Origin of the sequence: Streptomyces sp. NBC_01260 (assembly GCF_036226405.1) — a bacterium.
GTDB lineage: Bacteria > Actinomycetota > Actinomycetes > Streptomycetales > Streptomycetaceae > Streptomyces > Streptomyces laculatispora.
The window spans coordinates 4,596,180-4,618,369 of the sequence record NZ_CP108464.1; the positions used below are offsets into that span (position 1 = coordinate 4,596,180).

General features: G+C 72.2%; 21 protein-coding genes. 15 read left to right on the plus strand and 6 right to left on the minus strand.

The window, feature by feature from the left end; genetic code table 11:
• Positions 1-27: 27 nt before the first annotated feature.
• Positions 28-1,869, minus strand: coding sequence for a phosphatidylglycerol lysyltransferase domain-containing protein (locus OG322_RS20555; RefSeq protein ID WP_185095310.1), 1,842 nt, complete (start codon positions 1,867-1,869; stop codon positions 28-30).
• Positions 1,870-2,009: 140 nt separating this feature from the next.
• Between OG322_RS20555 and OG322_RS20560 the strand changes: the two genes are divergently transcribed.
• A complete protein-coding gene (locus tag OG322_RS20560) occupies positions 2,010-3,131 on the plus strand; it encodes an alpha/beta hydrolase (protein ID WP_123460058.1) in 1,122 nt (373 codons plus the stop codon).
• Between the two features lie 30 nt (positions 3,132-3,161).
• Here OG322_RS20560 and OG322_RS20565 read toward each other — a convergent pair whose 3' ends face one another.
• Positions 3,162-4,349, minus strand: coding sequence for a betaine/proline/choline family ABC transporter ATP-binding protein (locus OG322_RS20565; RefSeq protein WP_329306778.1), 1,188 nt, complete (start codon positions 4,347-4,349; stop codon positions 3,162-3,164).
• Positions 4,350-4,480: 131 nt separating this feature from the next.
• On the opposite strand from OG322_RS20565, the gene OG322_RS20570 reads away from it, so the two are divergent.
• From OG322_RS20570 to OG322_RS20585, 4 genes are all read left to right on the plus strand, one after another.
• Positions 4,481-5,194 carry an ABC transporter permease gene (locus OG322_RS20570; RefSeq protein ID WP_124284302.1) on the plus strand — a complete coding sequence of 238 codons (714 nt, stop codon included), beginning with the start codon at positions 4,481-4,483 and terminating at the stop codon, positions 5,192-5,194.
• A 3-nt stretch (positions 5,195-5,197) separates the two neighbouring features.
• Positions 5,198-5,872 (plus strand): ABC transporter permease, encoded by a 675-nt coding sequence (locus tag OG322_RS20575; protein WP_124284301.1) that lies wholly within the window; start codon positions 5,198-5,200, stop codon positions 5,870-5,872.
• A 67-nt stretch (positions 5,873-5,939) separates the two neighbouring features.
• A complete protein-coding gene (locus tag OG322_RS20580) occupies positions 5,940-6,917 on the plus strand; it encodes an ABC transporter substrate-binding protein (protein WP_123460055.1) in 978 nt (325 codons plus the stop codon).
• Positions 6,918-7,078: 161 nt separating this feature from the next.
• Positions 7,079-8,110, plus strand: coding sequence for a hypothetical protein (locus OG322_RS20585; protein ID WP_329306779.1), 1,032 nt, complete (start codon positions 7,079-7,081; stop codon positions 8,108-8,110).
• Positions 8,111-8,148: 38 nt separating this feature from the next.
• Here the strand turns inward: OG322_RS20585 and OG322_RS20590 are convergent, their stop codons facing one another.
• Positions 8,149-9,291 carry an NADH-quinone oxidoreductase subunit D gene (locus OG322_RS20590; RefSeq protein WP_123460054.1) on the minus strand — a complete coding sequence of 381 codons (1,143 nt, stop codon included), beginning with the start codon at positions 9,289-9,291 and terminating at the stop codon, positions 8,149-8,151.
• Between the two features lie 59 nt (positions 9,292-9,350).
• Positions 9,351-10,319: an SAM-dependent methyltransferase gene (locus OG322_RS20595; RefSeq protein WP_123460053.1), complete on the minus strand. Its 969-nt coding sequence runs from the start codon at positions 10,317-10,319 to the stop codon at positions 9,351-9,353.
• A gap of 96 nt (positions 10,320-10,415) precedes the next feature.
• Here OG322_RS20595 and OG322_RS20600 point away from each other — a divergent pair, with 96 nt between their 5' ends.
• Both OG322_RS20600 and OG322_RS20605 read left to right on the plus strand, forming a co-directional pair.
• On the plus strand, positions 10,416-11,621 hold the full coding sequence (locus OG322_RS20600) for a sensor histidine kinase (RefSeq protein WP_123460052.1): 1,206 nt from the start codon (positions 10,416-10,418) through the stop codon (positions 11,619-11,621).
• A gap of 51 nt (positions 11,622-11,672) precedes the next feature.
• A complete protein-coding gene (locus OG322_RS20605; RefSeq protein ID WP_123460051.1) occupies positions 11,673-12,347 on the plus strand; it encodes a response regulator in 675 nt (224 codons plus the stop codon).
• A 69-nt stretch (positions 12,348-12,416) separates the two neighbouring features.
• Here OG322_RS20605 and OG322_RS20610 read toward each other — a convergent pair whose 3' ends face one another.
• Together OG322_RS20610 and OG322_RS20615 are read right to left on the minus strand one after the other, a co-directional pair.
• Entirely contained in the window at positions 12,417-13,529 is a 1,113-nt protein-coding gene (locus OG322_RS20610; protein ID WP_124284300.1) for a DUF5937 family protein, read from the minus strand.
• 85 nt (positions 13,530-13,614) lie between these two features.
• The gene (locus OG322_RS20615; protein ID WP_124284299.1) at positions 13,615-14,847 is read right to left on the minus strand and encodes a threonine aldolase family protein; all 1,233 of its coding nucleotides are present in this window, start codon (positions 14,845-14,847) and stop codon (positions 13,615-13,617) included.
• A 193-nt stretch (positions 14,848-15,040) separates the two neighbouring features.
• Here OG322_RS20615 and OG322_RS20620 point away from each other — a divergent pair, with 193 nt between their 5' ends.
• The 8 genes from OG322_RS20620 (at position 15,041) to OG322_RS20655 (ending at position 22,185) form a co-directional block, all read left to right on the plus strand.
• On the plus strand, positions 15,041-15,979 hold the full coding sequence (locus tag OG322_RS20620; protein ID WP_123460048.1) for a Rossmann-like and DUF2520 domain-containing protein: 939 nt from the start codon (positions 15,041-15,043) through the stop codon (positions 15,977-15,979).
• The gene (gene panC, locus OG322_RS20625) at positions 15,976-17,022 is read left to right on the plus strand and encodes a pantoate--beta-alanine ligase (protein WP_123460047.1); all 1,047 of its coding nucleotides are present in this window, start codon (positions 15,976-15,978) and stop codon (positions 17,020-17,022) included. Before OG322_RS20620 ends, panC begins: the two co-directional genes overlap by 4 nt.
• A complete protein-coding gene (locus tag OG322_RS20630) occupies positions 17,019-18,755 on the plus strand; it encodes an L-aspartate oxidase (protein WP_123460046.1) in 1,737 nt (578 codons plus the stop codon). Before panC ends, OG322_RS20630 begins: the two co-directional genes overlap by 4 nt.
• A 2-nt stretch (positions 18,756-18,757) precedes the next feature.
• Entirely contained in the window at positions 18,758-19,801 is a 1,044-nt protein-coding gene (gene nadC, locus OG322_RS20635) for a carboxylating nicotinate-nucleotide diphosphorylase (protein ID WP_123460045.1), read from the plus strand.
• Entirely contained in the window at positions 19,801-20,598 is a 798-nt protein-coding gene (locus tag OG322_RS20640) for a type III pantothenate kinase (protein ID WP_123460044.1), read from the plus strand. The genes nadC and OG322_RS20640 overlap by 1 nt, the downstream gene beginning before the upstream one ends.
• Before the next feature lie 150 nt (positions 20,599-20,748).
• Complete coding sequence (locus OG322_RS20645; RefSeq protein WP_123460043.1) at positions 20,749-21,324, plus strand: hypothetical protein; 576 nt, start codon at positions 20,749-20,751, stop codon at positions 21,322-21,324.
• 74 nt (positions 21,325-21,398) lie between these two features.
• Positions 21,399-21,578 carry a hypothetical protein gene (locus OG322_RS20650; protein WP_123460042.1) on the plus strand — a complete coding sequence of 60 codons (180 nt, stop codon included), beginning with the start codon at positions 21,399-21,401 and terminating at the stop codon, positions 21,576-21,578.
• Positions 21,579-21,702: 124 nt separating this feature from the next.
• Complete coding sequence (locus OG322_RS20655; protein ID WP_123460041.1) at positions 21,703-22,185, plus strand: BlaI/MecI/CopY family transcriptional regulator; 483 nt, start codon at positions 21,703-21,705, stop codon at positions 22,183-22,185.
• Positions 22,186-22,190: the final 5 nt, after the last annotated feature.

A 22,190-nucleotide genomic window follows, 5' to 3' on the forward strand; every position in this document is an offset into this window, starting at 1 on the left:
GGACGCCGTGCCCTGTTCGGCGGCCCCTCACGCCGCGTGGGCGCTGTGCTCCCCGGCGGTGGCCGGCGCGTGCGCGCACGGACGCCGTCCGCTCTGCGGCAGCCTGCGGGCCAGCGGACGGGGGAGCGCGAAGTTGACGAACCCCTCGGCCTGCATGGCCGCCAGTGAGATCCGGGGCAGATCGCGGGCGGTGCGGTAGACCACGAAACGTGGCTCCCAGCGTGGCCGGAACTTGGCGTTGAACTTGTACAGCGACTCGATCTGGAACCAGCGCGACAGAAAGATCAGCAGTCCGCGCCAGATCCGCAGCACCGGTCCGGCGCCCAGCTTCTCGCCGCGGGCCAGCGCGGAGCGGAACATCGCGAAGTTCAGCGAGACGCGGGTGATGCCGAGCCGCGGTGCGGCCTGGAGGGAGGCGACGATCAGCAACTCGTTCATCCCGGGGTCGGCGGCGCGGTCGCGGCGCATGAGGTCCAGGGACATCCCGTCGGTGCCCCACGGGACGAAGTGGAGCACGGCCTTCAGATCGCCGTACGGGGATTCGGCGCTCTGTTCGTCGACCTTGTGGGCGGTGGCGATGAAGCAGTCCCCGTCGGCGCCGTCGCCGATCCGGCCGAGCGCCATGGAGAAGCCGCGCTCGTTGTCGGTGCCGCGCCAGTCGGCCGCGGCCCGCCGGATGCGGGCCAGCTCGGCCTCGCCGATGTCGGCCACGCGCCGGACCCGGGTCTCGTACCCGCCGCGCTCAATGCGCTTCACCATCTGGCGTACGTTGCGCATCGCACGTCCGGCGAGGGAGAAATCCGCGACATCCACCACCGCCTCGTCGCCGAGTTCCAGGGCGTCGAGGCCGGTCTCGCGGGTCCAGACCTCGCCGCCGGTCTCGCTGCAGCCCATCACGGCGGGCGTCCAGGAGTGGGCCCTGGCCTCGTCCATGAACCGTTCGATGGCGCCCGGCCACGCCTCCACGTCGCCGATCGGGTCGCCGCTGGCCAGCATCACCCCGGACACCACCCGGTAGCAGACGGCGGCCTTGCCGCTGGGGGAGAACACCACACCCTTGTCGCGGCGGAGCGCGAAGTGGCCGAGCGAGTCACGGCGGCCGTGCCGCTCCAGCAGCGCGCGCAGCCGGACCTCGTCGTCCTCGGTGAGGCGGGCGGCAGGATGTTCGGGGCGGAACGCGAGGTAGATGGTGGTGACGGCGGTCAGCAGGCCGAGCGCACCGAGCGAGTACCCCACGGTCCAGGAGGTGACACCGGCGTACTCGACCGGGCCTTCGAAGCCGAACAGGCCGTACAGCACGTGCTGGAGCCGGTCGGCGATGCTGGGGTTCCCGACCAGCCGGCCGGGGTGGACGCTGACGATGACCAGGCCGAGGCCGAGCGAACCCGCGCCGAGGAGGACGAAGTTGGCCAGCGCCCTCCAGCGGCTGCGCGGGTCGGGGAGCGCGGCGAATTCACTCCGATGACGTACCAGCAGACAGCACAGCGTCAGTGAGACGACCGCGCCCAGCAGCGAGTGCCGGTAGAGGAACTGGGACAGCGCACCGGCCGGGAGCAGCACGACGGCCGCCCGCCAGGCCCGTCGCTTGTGCCGCTTGAGGCCGTGGGCCAGGAGCAGCAGCAGGACGCCGGCGCTCAGCGAGAGCGCGGCGGCGAAGGGGCCGAGGGCGCCGGGGAGGACCTCGGCGAGGGTGTGCATCCGGCTGTGGCGGAAGCGCGGGAAGACCCCGGAGGCGACATCGATCAGGCCGACTACGGTGCAGGCGGTGCCGACGAGCACCGGTACGGTTTCTGGTCGCGGTCCGCGCACGAACTTGCGTGCGCTATTCGGAACCGATCCCGATTTATCCCCATCTAGCGTGACAGACATGGTTTCCCGTGGTTCCGCGAGAGATTCTTGGAGTCCGTCGGCCGGAGCCCTGCGGACGATGTGCGACCTCTAGGACGAGCCTTCCGGGCTGTGGGTTCACCCGCATCCCGGAAATTTCCTGACAAGAAAGTTCAACCGCCATGGGCCTTACCGGCAAGGCAGTGCTGATCCTGGCGATCGCGCTCGCCGTCGTGCTGTTCGCCGTCACGATCTGGCTCTGGCCGCGGTTCGCCCGGCGCAGTGTGCCCATGGTGTTCGGCAGGGTCGGCCTGCTGCTGGCGACCCAGCTAGCGGTCTTCGCCTCGGTCGGCCTGCTGGCCAACAACTCGTTCCTCTTCTACGGCTCCTGGGCGGACCTGTTCGGCCAGAAGCAGGAACTGGGCGTGGTCACCGACCGTGCCTCCGGGACCCTGGCCGCGAAGAACATCGTCCGGGTGGGGACGCAGCGGCCCGATGTGCCGGGCGGATCGCTGCCCACCAGGGGCGGCCGGATCGACAAGGTCGTGATCGCGGGGCGGCACTCCAAGATCGAGAGCTCGGCGTACGTGTATCTGCCGCCGGAGTACTTCCAGGAGGCTTACGCCCGGCGGAAATTCCCCGCGGTCGTGGTGCTCACGGGCTACCCGGGCACTTCGGAGAACCTCCTCAAGGGGCTGCGGTACCCGCGCACGGCACTCGATCAGGTGAAAGCGGGGCGGTCGCAGCCGATGATCCTGGTGATGCTGCGGCCGACGCTGGCGCCGCCGCGGGACACCGAGTGCGTGGACATAAAGGGGGGTCCGCAGACCGAGACGTTCTTCGCGCAGGACCTGCCGCGGGCCATCTCGGCCGCCTACCGGGTCGGCAAGCGGGCCCGCAACTGGGGCGTCATCGGCAACTCGACCGGCGGCTACTGCGCCCTGAAGATCGGGCTGCACCACCCGGGCCGGTTCACGGCGAGCGCGGGGCTCTCCGCCTACTACAGGGCGGCCGAGGACCCGACGACCGGTGACCTCTTCCACGGCGACCAGCGGGCACGCGACCACGCCGACCTGCTGTGGACCCTGGACCACCGGCCGATGCCCGACTCGTCCTTCCTGGTGACGACGTCCCGCCACGGCGAGGCGAACTACGCCGACACGCGGAAGTTCCTGGCCAAGGTGAGGTCGCCCGCGCAGGCCTCGTCGATCGTGCTCGGCAGCGGCGGGCACAACTTCAACACCTGGCGCCGGGAGATTCCCGCCGCCCTGGAGTGGATGAGCAGCCGGCTCAGCGAGAACTGACCCCGGTCCGGCCGCCCCGCGGCCCCGCGCTCACGGCCCCGCGGTCTTGGCCACGCTCTCCACGCTCTCCACGGCCACCTCGGCGCGCGGCACGGCCCGGTCGTCCGCGTCGATCGACCGGCGCAGCGCCTCATGGAGGCGGGCCGGGGTGAGCACGCCCAGGAACCGGCCCGCGCTCTCCTTGTCGATGACCGCGATCCAGCCGGCGTCGTGCTGGAGCATGGTGGCGAACGCCTGTTTGAGCGGGGCGCCGACGGGCAGCCAGGCCTCCATCCGGCGGGCGTGCTCCCGGACCGTGCCCTGGGTGGCGGTGAGCGCGTCACCGGCCGGGATCCAGCCGTGCAGATGGTCCTCGCCGTCCAGTACGACGGCCCAGCGCGCGCCCTGGGCGCGCAGCCGTTCGGTCGCCGTGGCCAGCGGGTCGTCGAGGTGGACGACCGGGGGCTGGTCGAGGTCGCTCTCCTCGATGGGGGTGACCGAGAGCCGCTTGAGCCCGCGGTCCGCGCCGACGAAATCGGCGACATAGCCGGTGGCGGGGGCGCCGAGCACGGTGGCCGGTGAGTCGAACTGCTCGATCGAGCCCTGGCCGTAGACGGCGATGCGGTCGCCGAGGCGGACGGCCTCCTCGATGTCGTGCGTGACGAACAGCACTGTTTTGCGGACCTGCGCCTGAAGCTTGAGGAATTCGTTCTGCAGCCGTTCCCGGACGACCGGGTCGACCGCGCCGAAAGGCTCATCCATCAGCAGTACGGGCGGGTCTGCGGCCAGCGCCCTTGCCACGCCCACGCGTTGGCGCTGACCTCCGGACAGCTGTTCCGGATATCGGTCACCATAAACGGAAGGGTCGAGTCCGACCAGGTCCAGGAGTTCCGCCGCACGTTCGCGGCCCTTTCCGCGTTTCCAGCCGAGGAGATGGGGCACGGTAGCGGTGTTTTCCAGGACCGTTCTGTGCGGGAACAGACCGACCTGCTGGATCACGTAGCCGATACGCCGCCGCAGCTGGACGGGGTCGATGGCCGATATGTCGTCCCCGTCGAGGAATATCCGGCCCTCGGTCGGTTCGATCAGCCGGTTCACCATCTTCATGGTGGTCGTCTTGCCGCACCCCGATGGCCCGACGAGCGTGACGAGTTCACCCTCGGCGACCTCGAAGGAAAGGTCGTCGACGGCGGTGGTGCCGTCCGCATACCGCTTGGTGACGTGCTCGAAACGGATCATGGTTCCCCATTGTGGCGCGTGTTTTGTGAAGGACGTGTTGCTGGAATACAACGGCTTCCGTGATTGTCAGTGGTCGAGGATAGGCTCGCCGGACATCAGTACGAGTGGGCGATCGGGAGGTGGGGGACAAGATGGCCGCACAGAACTGCCTGGTGACGAACGACTGGATCTGCGGGGAGTATCTCCGTTCCCGCAGCCAGGAGTTGACCGATGCCACGGTCCAGCACATCTGGATCACCGCGGTCTCGGTGGCGATCGGGGTCGCCGTGGCATTCCCGCTGGCACTGCTCGCCCGCCGCAGCCGGCGCCTCGCCGGACCGGTGCTCGGGCTGACCACGGTGCTCTACACCGTGCCCTCGCTCGCGATGTTCTCGCTGCTGCTGCCGCTTTTCGGACTCTCCGCGGCGCTGGTCGTCACCGGCCTGGTGCTGTATTCGCTGACCATTCTCGTGCGGAACATCCTGGCGGGTCTGGAGGCGGTACCCGAGGAGGCGAAGGAAGCCGCGCGGGGCATGGGTTACGGGCCCGCCCGGCTGCTGTGGGAGGTGGAGCTGCCGCTCGCGATGCCCGCACTGATGGCCGGGATACGGATTGCCACGGTCTCCACGATCGCGCTGACGACGATCGGTTCGATCGTCGGCCGGGGCGGCCTGGGCAACCTCATCGACGACGCGCTGCCGAGCTTCTTCAAGGCCCAGGTGCTGGCCGCCTCGGTGCTCTGCGTACTGCTCGCGGTCGTCGCGGACCTGCTGCTGCTCTGCGTGCAGCGGCTGCTGACCCCGTGGACCCGCATATCAAGGACCCACGACGCCGTGGACACGGCCGGCACGGCGAAGGCGGTCTGACCCATGGGAGTTCTCGGCGAGGCATGGACCTGGCTCACCACCGGCGCCAACTGGTCAGGGGAGAGCGGGGTGTCCCACCGGCTCTCCGAGCATCTGTACGTCAGCGGGGTGGCGCTCGCCCTGTCCTGCGCCATAGCGCTGCCCGTCGCGCTCTTCCTTGGGCACATCGGGAAGGGCGGCGCGCTGGCCGTCAACATCTCCAACGTGGGGCGGGCGGTCCCGGTCTTCGCGGTGCTGGCGCTCTTCATGGTCTCGCCGCTGCGCAACAGCGGCTATGTCCCGACGATCATCGCCCTGGTGCTGTTCGCCGTACCGCCGCTGCTGACCAACGCCTACGTCGGGATGACCGAGGTGGACCGTTCGGTGACGGAGGCCGCGCGCGGGATGGGCATGTCGGGCGGCCAGCTCTTCGTACGCGTCGAACTGCCGCTGGCCTACCCGATGATCATGACCGGGCTGCGCTCGGCCGCGGTCCAGGTGGTCGCCACGGCGACGATCGCCGCGATGGTCGGCCAGGGCGGTCTCGGCCGGATCATCACCGCCGGTTTCAACACGTACAACACCCCGCAGGTGGTCGCGGGGGCCCTGCTGGTCGCCGGGCTCGCCCTGCTGGTGGAGACGGTGCTGGTCGCCCTCGACCGGATGCTGTCACCGCTTCGCCGCCGCCGGACGGTGTGAGCCCGGCCCGTTTCGTATCCGACATCGCATATCGCATGTGGCCCTGTTGCCCTGGACGGAGAACAACATGAGCAAGACCTCGCGCATAGCCGGCGCGGTCATCGGCATCGTCGCGCTGGCGGGCTCGCTCGCCGCCTGCGGCGGTGACAGCCTGGAGAAGGACAAGGGTGGACCGGCCGGCGGCGACGACTCCGCGAAGAAGGGCTCGCTCGTCGTCGGCGCCGCCGCCTTCACCGAGTCCAAGGTGCTCGCGGAGCTGTACGCGCAGATCCTGGCCGACGCCGGATACAGCACCTCGGTCACCACCGTGAAGAACCGCGAACTGTACGAACCCTCCCTGGAGAAGGGCGAGATCGACGTCGTACCCGAATACGCCGCGACCATCGCCGAATTCCTCAACGCCAAGGCGAACGGGGCGAAGGCGCCCGAGGAGAAGCCGGTCGCCTCGGGCGACACCGCGGCCACGGTCGCCGCACTGGAGAAGCTGGCGACGCCGCGCGGACTGAAGGTGCTGCCGGCGGGTAAGGCGCTCGACCAGAACGCCTTCGCGGTCACCAAGGAATTCGCCGCGAAGAACAAGCTCAAGACCCTTTCGGACCTCGGCGCCTCCAAGGTGAAGGTGAAGATCGCGGCGGGCGACGAGTGCGAGGTGCGGCCGTTCTGCGCACCCGGACTGAAGAAGACCTACGGCATCGACGTCACCGGCATCGACCCCAAGGGTGTCGGCACCCCGCAGTCCAAGCAGGCGGTCAAGGACGGCAAGGACCAGCTGGTCCTCACCACCACCACGGACGGTGTGCTGGACACCTACGACCTGGTGTTCCTGGAGGACGACAAGAAGCTCCAGAACGCGGACAACATTCTGCCGGTCCTCAATGCCAAGGACGCGGGCGCCCAGGACATCGCCGACGCGCTCGGCAAGCTCACCGGCGCACTCACCACCGAGGACCTGGCGGAACTGAACCGCAAGGTCGACGCCGAGCGCGCCAAGCCCGAGGACGCGGCCAAGGAATACCTTCAGTCGAAAGGTCTGATCAAGAAGTAGCGAAGGCTCGCGGAGGAGCTTCGGAAGGGGCCCCGTAAGGCGTACGGGAAGTCCCTGCGCGGGAGCGGAAGTGAGTGTTTCGGGGGCCGTCAGGTAACCGGCGGGGAACAGATTGCCGGGCGGCCCCCCAAGCAGCCCGTACGCACGGTAAATTTCAGGCCATGCCACGTGGACGCCATCGCCATTCGCCACCTCTGCACAGAATCCTTCCGCCTTCGGTCGTGGCCGGAGCCTCGGTCCTCTGTGCCGCGGGAGCCTGGCTGCTCGCCGAACCCCTGGCCCTGCGCGCGCTCGTCGCCGCCGCGGCGGCCGCCGCCCTCACCGGCGCGTATCTGATGCGCAGCTGGGACCGGGAGGCCGGCCGTCGCGTCGCGGAGCTGACCCGCGCCCGCGCCGGCGACGAGTGGCGGGCCGAGGAACGCATAGCGGAGATCGAGGCCGATCTGGACGAGGCGCGCGAACTGCGCGCCCGTCTGGAGACGAAGCTGCGCCGCAAGCGCGTCGAGCTCGCCGGGCTCCGTGGCGAGCACGCCGCGCTGCTGCGCCGGTACGCCAACGCCGAGACCGAGCGCGCCAGTGTGCTGGAGAGCCGTCGCCAGCTCGCCCTGGAGGCGGCCGCGCCGCCCCGCGAACTGCCCGCCGCGCGCAGCACCCCGACGCCGGCCGGATATCTGCGCGCCGCCCAGGCGCTGGAGGACCTCACGCGCAACGGGGCGCTCCAGGAGGCGCGGCGCACCGCCGAGCAGGCCAGGAAGCGCGACCTCGCGGAGCGGGCCCGGGAGGCGGAGGAGCGGCAGGGGAAGCACGCGGCGGCCGCGCACGCCGGTGCCACGGGCGACGGGCAGCACCGCCGCCCGGCGGCCGCCCTGCCCGCGCCGCCCCGGCAGGCCCAGTCCCAGTCACTGCCCGCCCGGCGCGCCGTGCCGGCCGCCAGCGCGGTCGTCCCGTACGCGGCGGCCCGCCGCCACCTGGTGCCGCAGGGGAGCTTCGACTTCTTCGGTACGCAGAAGGCGCACGCCGCGATCGAGTCCGTGCAGAACGAGGACCTCGCCGACGTGGTGGGCGAGGAGGCACTCGCCGCGCACCGCACGGGCGCGGCCGAGAACCGGGCCGTCGGCAAGGTCATCGACCTGACCGCGCACGACGAGACCGAACAACTGGACGTCGCGGAGCTGCGCAGCGCGATCTCGTAGCGGCGGGGAGCCTTGCTCTCCCGCCGCCGCGGGCCGGGCTACTTGTCGATGTCGCCGACGACGAAGAACAGCGAGCCCAGGATCGCGACCATGTCGGCGACCAGGGTGCCGGGCAGCAGCTCGGTGAGCGCCTGGATGTTGTTGAACGAGGCCGAGCGGAGCTTCAGCCGGTACGGGGTCTTCTCGCCCTTGGACACCAGGTAGTAGCCGTTGACGCCGAGCGGGTTCTCGGTCCAGGCGTAGGTGTGGCCCTCGGGGGCCTTGAGCACCTTGGGCAGCCGCTGGTTGATCGGACCGGGCGCCAGGTCCGCCATCCGGTCCAGGCAGGCGTCCGCCAGGTCCAGGGCGTTGTGCGTCTGGTCCAGCAGGCACTCGAACCGGGCCAGGCAGTCGCCCTCGGTGCGGGTGACGACCTTCAGGGTGTCCTGGAGCTCCCCGTACGCGAGGTAGGGCTCGTCGCGCCGCAGATCGAAGTCGACGCCCGAGGCGCGGGCGATCGGCCCGGACACCCCGTACGCGTGCACGGCGCGGGCCGACAGCACGCCCACCCCGCGGGTACGGCCCCGGAAGATCTCGTTGCCGAGCACCAGCTTGTCGTAGACGTCCATCCGGGACCGGACCGAGGCGACGGCGTCCCGGGCGCGGCCGAGCCAGCCCGCCGGGAGGTCCTCCTTGAGGCCGCCGACCCGGTTGAACATGTAGTGCATCCGGCCGCCGGAGACCTCCTCCATCACGGTCTGGAGCTCCTCGCGCTCCCGGAACGCGTAGAACACCGGGGTGATCCCGCCGAGTTCCAGCGGGTAGGAGCCGAGGAACATCAGGTGGTTGAGGACCCGGTTCAGCTCGGCCAGCAGGGTACGGGTCCAGACCGCGCGCTCCGGGACCTCCATGCCGAGCATCCGCTCGACGGCCATCACGACGCCCAGCTCGTTGGAGAACGCCGACAGCCAGTCGTGGCGGTTGGCGAGCATCACGATCTGCCGGTAGTCGCGGGCCTCGAAGAGCTTCTCCGCGCCGCGGTGCATATAGCCGATGACCGGTTCGGCGTGCTGGACGCGTTCGCCGTCCAGGACGATCCTCAGCCGGAGCACGCCGTGCGTGGAGGGGTGCTGCGGGCCGATGTTGAGCACCATGTCGGTGCTCTCCGCCGCGCCGCCGATGCCGACTGTGGTCTCCGTCATGCGGGACAGTATTCCCTGCGGCCGGGCCGGGGACTAAGCCGCTGCGGCCGCGGACTCCGTCACACCCGTTGCGTCAGCCAGCCGAAGCCTCCCAGGCCGCCCGGCTCGGTCAGCTCCGCCGCCTCACCGGCCCCGGCCAGGGCCCGCAGGTAGCCGGCCGGGTCGCTCGTCGCCAGGGACAGCGGCGGGCGCCCGCCGCTGATGCCCAGCCCGTGCAGCGCCTCGCGCTGGGTGCGGATCTCCGCGGCCGGGCCGCCCGCCGCCGCACACGCGTCCAGCGCCACGTGCGAGGTGAGGTCGCAGCTGCCGTCCGGCACCGGGCGCACCTCGCGCCCCGCCCGGAAGCCGGTCAGGGTGCCGAAGGACGGCCGGGCCTCCCGCAGGTGCATGTAGTCCACCGCGACCGCGAGCCCGCCGGACAGCGTGGACACCGCACGCGCCCACGCCTCGTCGCGCGGGCGGCCGATCTCCGCCCGGCTGCCCGGTCCCGCCGACGGCCACCAGCGGCTCAGCCACCGGGCGTCGGCCCCGCTCACCGGCTCGCCCAGCCGCTCCGTACCGTCCGACGGCCGGACCAGGACGTAGCGGTCGACGCCGTCCGGATCAGTCTCGGCGACCGGCGTCGGCACGTTGTCCAGCCACTCGTTGGCGAACAGCAGCCCGCGCACGCCCCGCGGGGGCTGCGCGCACCACTCCACCCGTGGGTCCAGACCGCAGGGCCGCGCGGCGAGCTCCACGGCGTACGCCCGTACCGAGAGACCGCCGCCGCCCTGTGCCGGCAGCGCGGCGAGCACTCCCGTCAACAACTCTCCGCGCCCTGCCCCCAGATCCACCAGGTCCACCGAACCGGTTCCGAGCTCGCCGGCCGTCCTGACCAGCAGCCGGGCGACGGCCGTGGCGAACAGCCCGGAAGCGTGCACGGAGGTACGGAAATGACCCGCGGGCCCCTCGGGGCTCCGGTAGAACCCCCCGTCCCCGTACAAAGCGGTCTCGGCCGCCTCCTGCCACCCGCGCCAGTCATCCGTCACATATCCAAGTCTCCACCTTGGGGAGTACGGTCTCCGGACCCGGATCGGCCCTTTGGCTGACCCACTCACCTGTCGGCTGTCCCTACGCTGGGCTACGTGCAGCGCCTCTACGATTTCATCCGCAGACACCCGACGGGCGTCGACAGCTTCTGGGCTGTCTTCCTCCTCGGGCTCTCCGGCGTGACCATTGTGGCGGGCGGTGCCGGGCGCGGCGCCGGTGAGCGCTTCGCCGTGGTGCCGGTCATCATCGGTCTCAGCGTCGTCGTCGCACTGCGCCGCCGCGCACCCGAGAAGATGCTGCTGCTCGCGATCGCGATGGGCGTCGTCCAGCTGGTGTTCGGGGTCAGACCGACCACCGCGAACTTCGCCATGCTGGTGATCACCTTCACGGTGGCCACCGTCGGCGAGCGCTGGGCGTCCCGGCTCGCCCTGACGTGCAGCCTGTGCGCGGCCGGGCTCGCCCAGCTCCGCTGGCCGAACGAGCAGCCGGGCGGCTGGGCGCAGAAGGGGTTCATCGTCATCGTGATGACGGTGCCGTTCGTGCTGGCGTGGGTGCTCGGTGACTCGATGCGGACCCGGCGGGCCTACTTCGACCAGTTGGAGGAGCGCGCCGCCCGGCTGGAGCGGGAGCGCGAGGCGCAGTCGAAGGTCGCGGTGGCCGCCGAGCGGGCCCGTATCGCCCGGGAACTCCACGATGTCGTCGCGCACAACGTCTCGGTGATGGTGGTGCAGGCCGACGGCGCCGCCTATGTCATGGATGCGGCACCCGACCAGGCCCGGCAGGCGCTGGAGACGATCTCCAGCACCGGCAGGCAGGCGCTCGCGGAGATGCGGCGGCTGCTCGGTGTGCTGAGGACGGGAGACGTGCGCGAGAGCGGGGAGTACGTCCCGCAGCCCGACGTCGAGCAGATCGAGGACCTGGTCGACCAGGTCAGACAGTCCGGTCTGGCCGTCGACTTCAAGATCGAGGGCACGCCGCGCCCGCTGCCCAGCGGCGTCGAGCTGACCGCGTACCGCATCGTGCAGGAGGCGCTGACCAACACGCGCAAGCACGGCGGCCCGAACGCCGGGGCCAGTGTGCGGCTGGTGTACTTCGACGACGGCCTCGGCCTGCTGGTGGAGGACGACGGCCGGGGCGCCGCGCACGAACTGTACGAGGACGGCGGCGCCGACGGCGCGGGCCACGGGATGATCGGCATGCGCGAGCGGGTCGGCATGGTCGGCGGCACGCTGGACGCCGGGCCGCGCCCCGGCGGCGGATTCCGGATCAGCGCACTGCTGCCGCTCAAACCGGCCACCTAGGGCCTTGCCCGCCGAGGCCGACCGCAGAACGAATCAGGAGACAGGGACCCCATGGCGATCCGCGTGATGCTCGTCGACGACCAGATGCTGCTGCGTACCGGCTTCCGGATGGTGCTGGCCGCGCAGCCGGACATGGAGGTCGTCGCGGAGGCCGGCGACGGCGTGGAGGCGATCGAGAACCTCCGGTCCACCGCGGTCGACGTCGTGCTGATGGATGTGCGGATGCCGAGGCTGGACGGCGTCGAGGCCACCCGCCGCATCTGCGCGGAGCCCGGTGCGCCCAAGGTGCTCATCCTGACGACGTTCGACCTCGACGAGTACGCGTTCTCCGGGTTGAAGGCCGGGGCCAGCGGCTTCATGCTCAAGGACGTGCCGCCGGGCGAACTGCTCGCCGCGATCCGCTCCGTGGACAGCGGTGACGCGGTCGTCGCGCCGTCCACCACCCGCCGGCTGCTCGACCGCTTCTCGCCGATGCTGCCGAGCGGTACGGCCGAACCGCGGCACAAGGACATCGCCAAGCTCACCGAACGGGAGCGTGAGGTGATGCTGCTGGTGGCGCAGGGCCTGTCGAACGGCGAGATCGCCGCGCGGCTGGTGCTCTCCGAGGCGACCGTGAAGACGCATGTCGGCCGCATCCTGACCAAGCTCGGCCTGCGGGACCGGGTGCAGGTCGTCGTCCTCGCCTACGAGACCGGGCTGGTGCGCGCGGGCGGCGGCGCGGGCTGAGCGCGGGCGCGCGCCTCAGAGGCTGTCGGGTGACCTCCGACCGCCGGTCGGAGGTCACCCGACAGCCTCTCAGCGCAGGATGCCCTCCAGGAAGTCGCTGCCGAGCCGCGCCACGACGGTCAGGTCCAGCTGGTGCAGTACGTACCGGCCGCGCCGCCGGGTCGTGATCAGACCGGCCTTCTTGAGCACCGTGAGATGGCGGGAGACCTCGGGTGCCGTGATGCCGTGTGTATCGGCGAGTTCCCCGGTCGTGTACGGGGAGCGCGCGATGTTGCGGCACAGCCGCATCCGCATCGGGTGGGCCAGCGCCTCCATCCTCAGCTGCAGCAGCTCGACGGAGGCGGGGGAGGGCAGCTCGGGCCGGTGCACCGGGTAGTGGATCACCGGGCGCCAGCCCGGCGCGTGCAGCACCGTCAGATGCGGCCAGCCGAAGCTGGTCGGGATGAAGGTGATCCCGGGACCCACGGCCGGGTCGGTGGCGTCGGTCGAGCCCTCGGTCAGCTTGTCGATGCGGATCCGGTCCCCGGCCGCGTCGAGCGAGACCGCGGTGGACACCGCGCCCATCGCCTCGCCGAGCCCCCTGTGCCGCAGCAGGTCCGTCTTGTGCCGGGCGTCGGCCACCAGCTGGACCCGCGTGCGGCGCCAGGTGTCCGCGAAGAACGCCTGGTCGCAGTCCTCGAAGAGGCGCCGTGTCCAGCGGCGTACGGAGGCGGGGTCGGTCAGCAGCCGCTGGGTGAACTCCACCTGCTGCGGGCCGCGCGCCGCCGCCATGTCCAGGGCGCGGGCCCGCATCCCGGCGTTGACGAGGGGCGAGGGCGCGCCGGTCCCGTACTGGGTGGCGCAGGTGAACTCCAGGGCCGCGGCGACGAAGCGCTCGTCGTCCAGCCGGTCGAGGATGTCCAGGTCCTCCGCGAGGCAGGCGCCCGTCCTGCCGTTGCCGCCGCGGACCCCCGCGAACGGCATGAAGATGTCCGAGAACGTGTTCCGCCACAGGAACTCCGCCTCGTGCAGCCGGTCGGCGAGATCCGGCTCCAGCGCCGTGGTGGTGGCCGTCGCCCAGCCGTGCAGGCCCGGGTGGTGCCCCGGCTCGGAGAGCGCGTGCAGGGCGAGCCCCAGCTCGGCGAGGGGGGAGGTCTCGAAGACGATGCGCCCGGGGTCCAGCCCCGTGATGTCGATGGTCACGCTCACCCCTCCATGGTGCGGGGTGAGCGGGGCGGGCCGGGCCCCGATTGACGGCCGGCGTCAATCGGGGCCCGCCGGGCGCGCCTCACTCCTGCCGGGCGAGCCGCTCCTGTTCGGCCACCAGCTTCAGGAAGTCGCCCAGGGCCGCCTTCACGTCCGCCGCCGTCCACGTCAGCCCCGACTCGGTCACGGTGACCTCCGTGCAGGAGATTCCGGGGGGCCCGGCGCCGGCCGGCTGCCACATGCGGAAGAGCGCCGTGCCCGTCTCCTCCGCCAGCCGCACCGACGCCTCCGTCAGGACCTCGGGCGCGTACGGCAGCCACACCTGGAACTGGTGCGTGTGCGGCGGGTCGGGATGCACCCGGAACCACCCGGCACCGGCCTCCGCGAAGCCCTCGGCCAGCGCCTCGGCCACCACCTGCGCGTGGGCCACGTACGACGGCAGCTTCGGCAGCTCCCGCTCCAGGCCGCTCAGGGCGGAGAGCGCCGCGGGGAACTGCTGGAAGAGCTGGCCCCCGTACCGGTGCCGCCAGGTCCGGGCCTCCTCGATCAGCGAGGCGGAACCGGCGAGCGCGGCCCCGGAGATCCCGCCGAGGGTCTTGTAGAACGACACGTACACACTGTCCGCGAGCGCCGTGATCTCCGGCAGCTCCCGCCCGAAGTGCGTCGCGCACTCCCACAGCCGCGCCCCGTCGAAGTGGACCACCGCATCGCGTTCGCGGGCGGCCGCCACCACCGCCTCCAGCTCCTCCCAGGTGGGCAGGACGAAGCCCGCGTCCCGCAGCGGCAGCTCCAGCATCAGGGTGCCGAACGGCTCGTCGAAGTCGCGGATCTCGTCCGCCGTGGGCAGCCGGGGCTCGGACGTGGGGTGGACGGTACGCAGCCCGCTCACCACCGACAGCGCGCCGCGCTCGTACATCTCGGGGTGGGCGAGCGGATGCAGCGCCACCGTCGGGTTGCCGCTGCGCCCCGCCCAGGAGCGCAGCGCGGCCTGCTGGGCCATCGTCCCGGTCGGGAAGAACGCGACCGCCTCCATGCCCAGCACCTCGGCGATCCGCTGCTCCAGCTCGGCGACCACGCCGTCCCCGTAGATGTCCACGGGCTGCCCGAGATCGGTGAGTGCGCCGGCGTCGGCGGCCAGCGCGGCCAGCTGCTCGCCGAGTGAGCGGTCCATCGGAGCCCGCCACAGGGTCCGCTCGGCCCGCTGCCACGCGGTGATCCGGCGGATCCGCGGGAACTGGCCCGCGTCCTGGGGTCCGTCCGGGCCCGGTGCCTCGTCCGCCGCTTCGTCGCGCGCCTGCTCGTTCATGTCTGCCATGGGACGATCATCACGCAGAACCGGGCTCCCGCCCACGGGTTATTCGAACCCCCGTCTGCCCCCTGTCCGACCGGCCCGGTCAGTCGGGTTTCCCACAGCCTGTGGACAGTCGGGAGCCGGACGAAACGCTGGCGTAGCATGCAGAGAAATCGTCCGGTACCCCCCGCGGACTGGAACGGAAGGCACCTGCCGCGTGAATACAACAGCCCCCAAGGAGCCCCTCGACGCGAGGGACCGCCCCGCCCGCCTCACCGTCGGCGTCGTCGGCGCGGGCCGCGTCGGCCCCGCACTGGCCGCGGCCCTGCGGCTCGCGGGACACCGCCCGGTCGCCGTCTCCGGCGTCTCCGACGCCTCGGTGCGCCGCGCCGCCGACCTGCTCCCCGACGTCCCCATGGTGACGCCCGCCGAGGTCCTGGCGCGCGCCGAGCTCGTCCTGCTGACCGTCCCCGACGACGCCCTGCCGGGCCTCGTCGAGGGCCTGGCCGAGACCGGCGCGGTCCGGCCGGGGCAGCTGATCGTGCACACCTCGGGGCGGTACGGCACGAAGGTGCTGGACCCCGCGCTGCGGGCCGGCGCCCTGCCGCTCGCCCTGCACCCGGCGATGACGTTCACCGGCACCTCCGTGGACGTCCAGCGGCTGGCCGGCTGCTCCTTCGGCGTCACCGCCCCCGAACAGCTGAGGCTCGCGGCCGAGGCGCTCGTCATCGAGATGGGCGGCGAACCCGAGTGGATCGCCGAGGAGTCCCGCCCGCTCTACCACGCGGCTCTCGCCCTCGGCGCGAACCACCTGGTCACGCTGGTCGCCCAGTCGATGGAGCTGCTGCGCACGGCGGGGGTCGCCGCCCCCGACCGGATGCTCGGCCCGCTGCTCGGCGCCGCGCTCGACAACGCCCTGCGCTCCGGTGACGCCGCCCTGACCGGCCCGGTCGCCCGCGGCGACGCCGGTACGGTCGCCGCGCACATCGGCGAACTGCGCACCCACGCCCCGCAGACGGTGGCCGGGTACGTCGCGATGGCCCGCGCCACCGCCGACCGCGCGCTCGCCCACGGCATGCTCAAGCCGGAGCTCGCCGAGGACCTGCTCGGCGTCCTGGCCGACGGCGGCCGCACCGGACCGGAGGAGTCCCGATGACCGACCCCGCCGCCACCCTGCTCCGCACCGCCGCGGAGCTCGACGCGTACACCCCGGCCGTGACCGCCGGCAACGCCGCAGGCGCCCCCCGGACCCGCCCCGAGCGCGCCGCCGTGATGACGATGGGCGCCCTGCACGAGGGCCACGCCTCGCTCATCCGCGCCGCCCGCGCGGCCGTCGGCCCGGCCGGTCAGGTCGTCGTCACGGTCTTCGTCAACCCGCTCCAGTTCGGGGAGGCCGCGGACCTGGAGCGCTACCCCCGCACCCTCGACGCCGATCTCGCCCTCGTGGGCGCGGCCGGCGGCGACGTGGTCTTCGCCCCGTCCGCCGACGAGGTCTACCCCGGCGGGGAACCGCAGGTCCGGATCTCGGCCGGTCCGATGGGCGAGCGCCTCGAAGGGGCCTCGCGCCCCGGGCACTTCGACGGGATGCTCACCGTCGTCGCCAAGCTGCTCCACCTCACCCGCCCGGACCTCGCGTTCTACGGGCAGAAGGACGCCCAGCAGCTGGCGCTGATCCGCCGCATGGTGCGCGATCTGAACTTCCCCGTGGAGATCGTGGGGGTGGAGACGGCCCGGGAGCCCGACGGCCTCGCGCTCTCCAGCCGCAACCGTTTCCTGGACGCGTACGAGCGCCACACCGCCCTCGCGCTGTCCCGGGCCCTGTTCGCCGCCCGCGACCGGCTCGCCGCCCAGCAGGCGCTGCACGCCCGCGCGCTGGCCGGCGGGTCGAGCGGTGACCGGGCCGCCGGGCTCACCCGGCTCGGCGAGGCCCGGCTGGCCGCCGACGCGCAGGCGGTCGCCCGCGCCAGGCCGGACGGCGGACCGGCCGCCGTGCGCGCCGCCGCCCGCGCGGTCCTGGACGACGCGGCGGCCGAGCAGCCCCCGCTCGACCTCGACTACGTGGCGCTCGTGGACCCGGCGGACTTCACCGAGATCCCCGACGACCGCACCGCCGGTGACGCGGTACTCGCCGTCGCCGCCCGGGTGGGCGCCACCCGGCTCATCGACAACATCCCGCTGACCTTCGGAGCCACCACGTGACCGGAATACGGCTGACCGCCCCCGCCCCCGGCTGGTCCATCGACGCCGATGTCGTGGTGGTCGGCTCCGGCGTGGCCGGCCTCACCACCGCACTGCGCTGCGCCGCCGCGGGCCTCGCCACCGTCGTCGTCACCAAGGCCCGGCTCGACGACGGCTCGACCCGCTGGGCCCAGGGCGGCGTCGCCGCCGCCCTCGGCGAGGGCGACACCCCCGAGCAGCACCTCGACGACACTCTGGTCGCGGGCGCGGGCCTGTGCGACGAGGCGGCGGTGCGCACGCTCGTCACCGAGGGCCCCGACGCCGTGCGGCGGCTGATCGGGATCGGCGCGCACTTCGACACCACGGACGACGGCGACATCGCGCTGACCCGCGAGGGCGGCCACCACCGCCGCCGCATCGCCCACGCGGGCGGCGACGCGACCGGCGCGGAGATCTCCCGCGCCCTGGTCGAAGCCGTCCGCTCGGCCGCCCTGCACACCGTCGAGAACGCCCTGGTCCTCGATCTGCTCACCGACGCCGAAGGCCGTACGGCCGGCGTCACCCTGCACGTCATGGGCGAGGGCCAGCACGACGGCGTCGGCGCGGTCCACGCCCCCGCGGTGGTCCTCGCCACCGGCGGCATGGGCCAGGTCTTCTCCGCCACCACCAACCCGCCCGTCTCCACCGGCGACGGCGTGGCACTCGCGCTGCGGGCCGGCGCGGAGGTCGCGGACCTCGAATTCGTCCAGTTCCACCCCTCGGTCCTCTTCCTCGGCGCCGGCTCCGAGGGCCAGCAGCCCCTGGTGTCGGAGGCGGTACGGGGCGAGGGTGCCCACCTCGTCGACGCGCACGGCACGCGTTTCATGGTCGGGCAGCACGAACTGGCGGAACTGGCCCCGCGTGACATCGTCGCCAAGGCCATCATCCGCCAGATGCAGCTGCACGGCACCGAGCACATGTACCTCGACGCCCGTCACTTCGGCGCCGAGATGTGGGAGCAGCGCTTCCCCACCATCCTGGCGGCCTGCCGGGCGCACGGCATCGACCCGGTCACCGAGCCGGTCCCCATCGCCCCGGCCGCGCACCACGCCTCCGGCGGCATCCGCACCGACCTGCGGGGCCGTACGACGGTCCCCGGCCTGTACGCCTGCGGCGAGGTCGCCTGCACCGGGGTGCACGGCGCCAACCGGCTGGCCTCCAACTCGCTCCTCGAAGGGCTGGTGTTCGCCGAGCGCATCGCGGCCGACATCGTCGCGGACCGCCCCCGCGCGGGCGCCGAGGCCGTCGTCACGCACCCGGTGACCTCGCCGCTGCTCGCCCCCGAGGCCCGGGGCACGATCCAGCGCATCATGACCCGCGGCGCCGGCGTCCTGCGCTCCGCGGACAGCCTCGCCACCGCCGCCGAGGAACTGGAGGACCTGCACCGCAGCGCGGCCCTGAAGGCCGGGGCGGCCGAGCCGAAGCTCGCGGTGCCCGGCGTCGAGGCCTGGGAGGCCACCAACCTGCTCCTGGTCTCCCGTGTCCTGGTCGCCGCCGCACGCAGCCGCGAGGAGACCCGCGGCTGCCACTGGCGCGAGGACCGGCCCGAGCGCGACGACGAGAGCTGGCGCCGCCACCTCGTCGTACGGCTCACCCCCGACCGGCAGCTGGTCCTCCGTCGGACGGATACCGAGGCGTTCGGCCCCGTACGCCCGGCCGGGGCAGCAGACTGCGCACCAGCAAGCACCACCCACCCCACTCCCGAGGAGCCGTAACCGTGAGCACGCCCGAAGAGAATCCGCGCCCCACACCCGTGGACGTACCGCTGATCCAGATCGGCGCGCCCGCACCTGCCGCGGGTGGCTGCGGCGACGGCTGCGGCTGCGGTGGGGACGACGGCTACGACCTGGACGATCTGGAGTGCGGCCTCGACCCGTCGCTCGCCCAGCTCCTGGCCGACGCGGGTCTGGACCCGGTCCAGGTCGAGGACGTCGCGCACGTCGCCATCGCGGAGGACCTCGACGGCGGGGTGGACGTCACCACCGTGGCCACCGTCCCCGAGGACGCCGTGGCCACCGGCGACTTCACCGCCCGTGAGGCGGGTGTGGTGGCCGGTCTGCACGTTGCCGAGGCCGTCCTGTCCATCGTCTGCACGTCCGAGTTCGAGGTCGAGCGGCACGTCGAGGACGGCGACCGCGTCGTTCCCGGCCAGAAGCTGCTGACCGTCACCACCCGCACCCGCGACCTGCTCACCGGCGAGCGCGGCGCGCTCAACCTGCTCTGCAGGCTCTCCGGCATCGCCACCGCCACCCGGGCCTGGGCCGATGTGCTCGAAGGCACGAAGGCCAAGGTCCGCGACACCCGCAAGACGACCCCGGGCCTGCGCGCCCTGGAGAAGTACGCGGTGCGCTGCGGCGGCGGGGTCAACCACCGCATGTCGCTGTCCGACGCCGCGCTCGTCAAGGACAACCACGTCATCGCGGCGGGCGGGGTGGCCGAGGCCTTCAAGCGGGTCAGGGACGAGTTCCCGGACATTCCGATCGAGGTCGAGGTCGACACCATGGACCAGGTCGCCGAGGTGCTGGACGCGGGCGCCGACCTGATCCTGCTGGACAACTTCACCCCGTCGCAGACGGCCGAGGCCGTCGCCCTGGTGGGCGGCCGCGCGGTCCTGGAGTCCTCCGGCCGGCTGTCCCTCGGCTCCGCCCACGCCTACGCCGAGGCCGGCGTGGACTACCTGGCCGTCGGCGCGCTCACCCACTCCTCACCGATCCTCGACATCGGCCTGGACTTCCGCGACACCGACGGGGCCGGCGCCTGATGCTGCTCACCATCGACGTCGGGAACACCCACACCGTGCTCGGCCTGTTCGACGGCGAGGAGATCGTCGAGCACTGGCGGATCTCCACCGACGCCCGCCGCACCGCGGACGAGCTGGCGGTGCTGCTCCAGGGCCTGATGGGCATGCACCCGCTGCTGGGGATGGAGCTGGGCGACGGGATCGAGGGCATCGCCATCTGCTCCACCGTCCCGGCCGTCCTGCACGAGCTGCGCGAGGTGACCCGCCGCTACTACGGCGACGTCCCCGCCGTTCTCGTCGAGCCGGGCATCAAGACGGGCGTGCCGATCCTGATGGACAACCCGAAGGAGGTCGGCGCGGACCGCATCATCAACGCGGTCGCCGCCGTCGACCTCTACGGCGGTCCGGCGATCGTCGTCGACTTCGGCACGGCCACCACCTTCGACGCGGTCTCCGCCCGCGGCGAGTACACCGGCGGCGTCATCGCGCCCGGCATCGAGATCTCGGTCGAGGCCCTCGGCGTCAAGGGCGCGCAGCTGCGCAAGATCGAGCTGGCCCGGCCACGCAGCGTGATCGGCAAGAACACCGTCGAGGCCATGCAGTCGGGCATCATCTACGGCTTCGCGGGCCAGGTCGACGGTGTCGTCGGGCGGATGAAGAAGGAACTGGCGGCCGACCCCGACGACGTGACCGTCATCGCGACGGGCGGCCTTGCTCCGATGGTGCTGGGCGAGTCCTCGGTCATCGACGAGCACGAGCCCTGGCTCACGCTCATCGGCCTGCGCCTGGTGTACGAGCGCAACGTGTCGCGCCTGTAGTCCGGGTCCGGTCACGAGGCCCTGACCGGCGGTTCGGCGTGCGGCGGCTCATCGGAGCCGCCGCGCCGCCCCGACGGCCAGTTAAACGGATTTTGTCCATTTAGCACGTATTGTCGCGTTATGCCCACGCCCTACGGATCACGCGGCGGTATGGCGTTCAGCGCGGACGAGCTGCGAGTGCTCCGACGTGCCCTCGCCATCGCCCTCCATCCCGTGCCCCTGCCCGACGAGGACGTCCAGGACTGCCTGCGGCTAGCGGGCTCCGTGGACGAGACGGTCGGCGAGGCGGGACGGCTGCGCGCCTTCCTCCTCGCCGACCTCGTCCGCTACCGAAACGCCCTGCCCGGCTCCCTCGGCGGCTATCTGGAGCTCCTCCAGGACGCCCTCGCCGCCGGGTACGACCCCCGCCCCGAGGACCTGGCCGCGCTGCGCGCCCTGCGCGGCGGGCCGGTCGCCGCGGCGCTCCTGGAGCGCTGCTCGGTGCTCGCGGAGCGTTCGGTGCGCACCAGACTGGCCGGGCGCGCCGTCTCCGCGACGACCCCCGCGCCCCGCAGCCGGCTGCTCGCGCTGCCCGGCGGCCGTGCCGCGGAGCCCGAGAAGCCGAAGGCCCCGGCGGCCCCGGCCCGCCCGGCGGCGCCGTCCGAGCGTCCGGCACCGAAGCCCTCGGAGGTCTTCCCGCCCCGTCGCCGCCCGGTGCCCCCGCCGCAGCAGCGCGCCACGGGGTAGCCCGCGGCGGGCGGCCCGGCACGCGGCGGAGGGGGTGCGCGGAAGTCCGTACCGGGCTCGCTACTCTGGACGGCATGGACTACGTATCCGCGCTTGTGCCCCCCGTGGTGATGGCAGCCTTCTTCATCGGCCTGGTCGTGACGATCGTCAAGAGTCAGGGCGGTCCCAACAAGGCCAAAGAGGATGCGGCCGTGGATGCGGCGATCAGCCGCGCGGAGTCGGCCCACCAGGCTCCGCGGACCGAAGCGGTCTGACTCCGTAAAACCGCGCGCATTGCGCACAGCACCGTACGAAGGGCGTACGGCTCCGAGAGAGCCGTACGCCCTTTTGTTGTGTGAATAACCGGCCATTCCAGACATTTGGCACTAGGGTGACGCTGTGCCCCGCCAATTGGGAGAGCTGGAAGACGCCGTGATGACCCGGGTCTGGCAATGGAACCGTCCGGTCACCGTGCGGGAAGTCCTTGAGGACCTTCAGCAGGAACGGTCCATCGCCTACACCACCGTCATGACGGTAATGGACAATCTCCATCAGAAGGGCTGGGTGCGCCGGGAAGTGGACGGCCGCGCATATCGATATACGGCGGTCTCCACCCGTGCCGCGTACTCGGCCGCACTGATGAACGAAGCCTGGTCGAGGAGTGACAACCCGGCCGCCGCACTGGTCGCGTTCTTCGGCATGATGTCGGCCGAGCAGCGTGAGGCTCTCCGGGACGCCATGCGGATCGTTGTGCCCGCTCTTCCCGAGGACGCCGTACCGCCGGGCGGTGAAGTGGCCGATGAAGCAGTCGGCGCGGCCGGTGAAGGTGTCGATGAAGCCGCCGAAGCGGCCGATGGAGCGGAGCCGGAGGCCGGGCGATAGCGTCG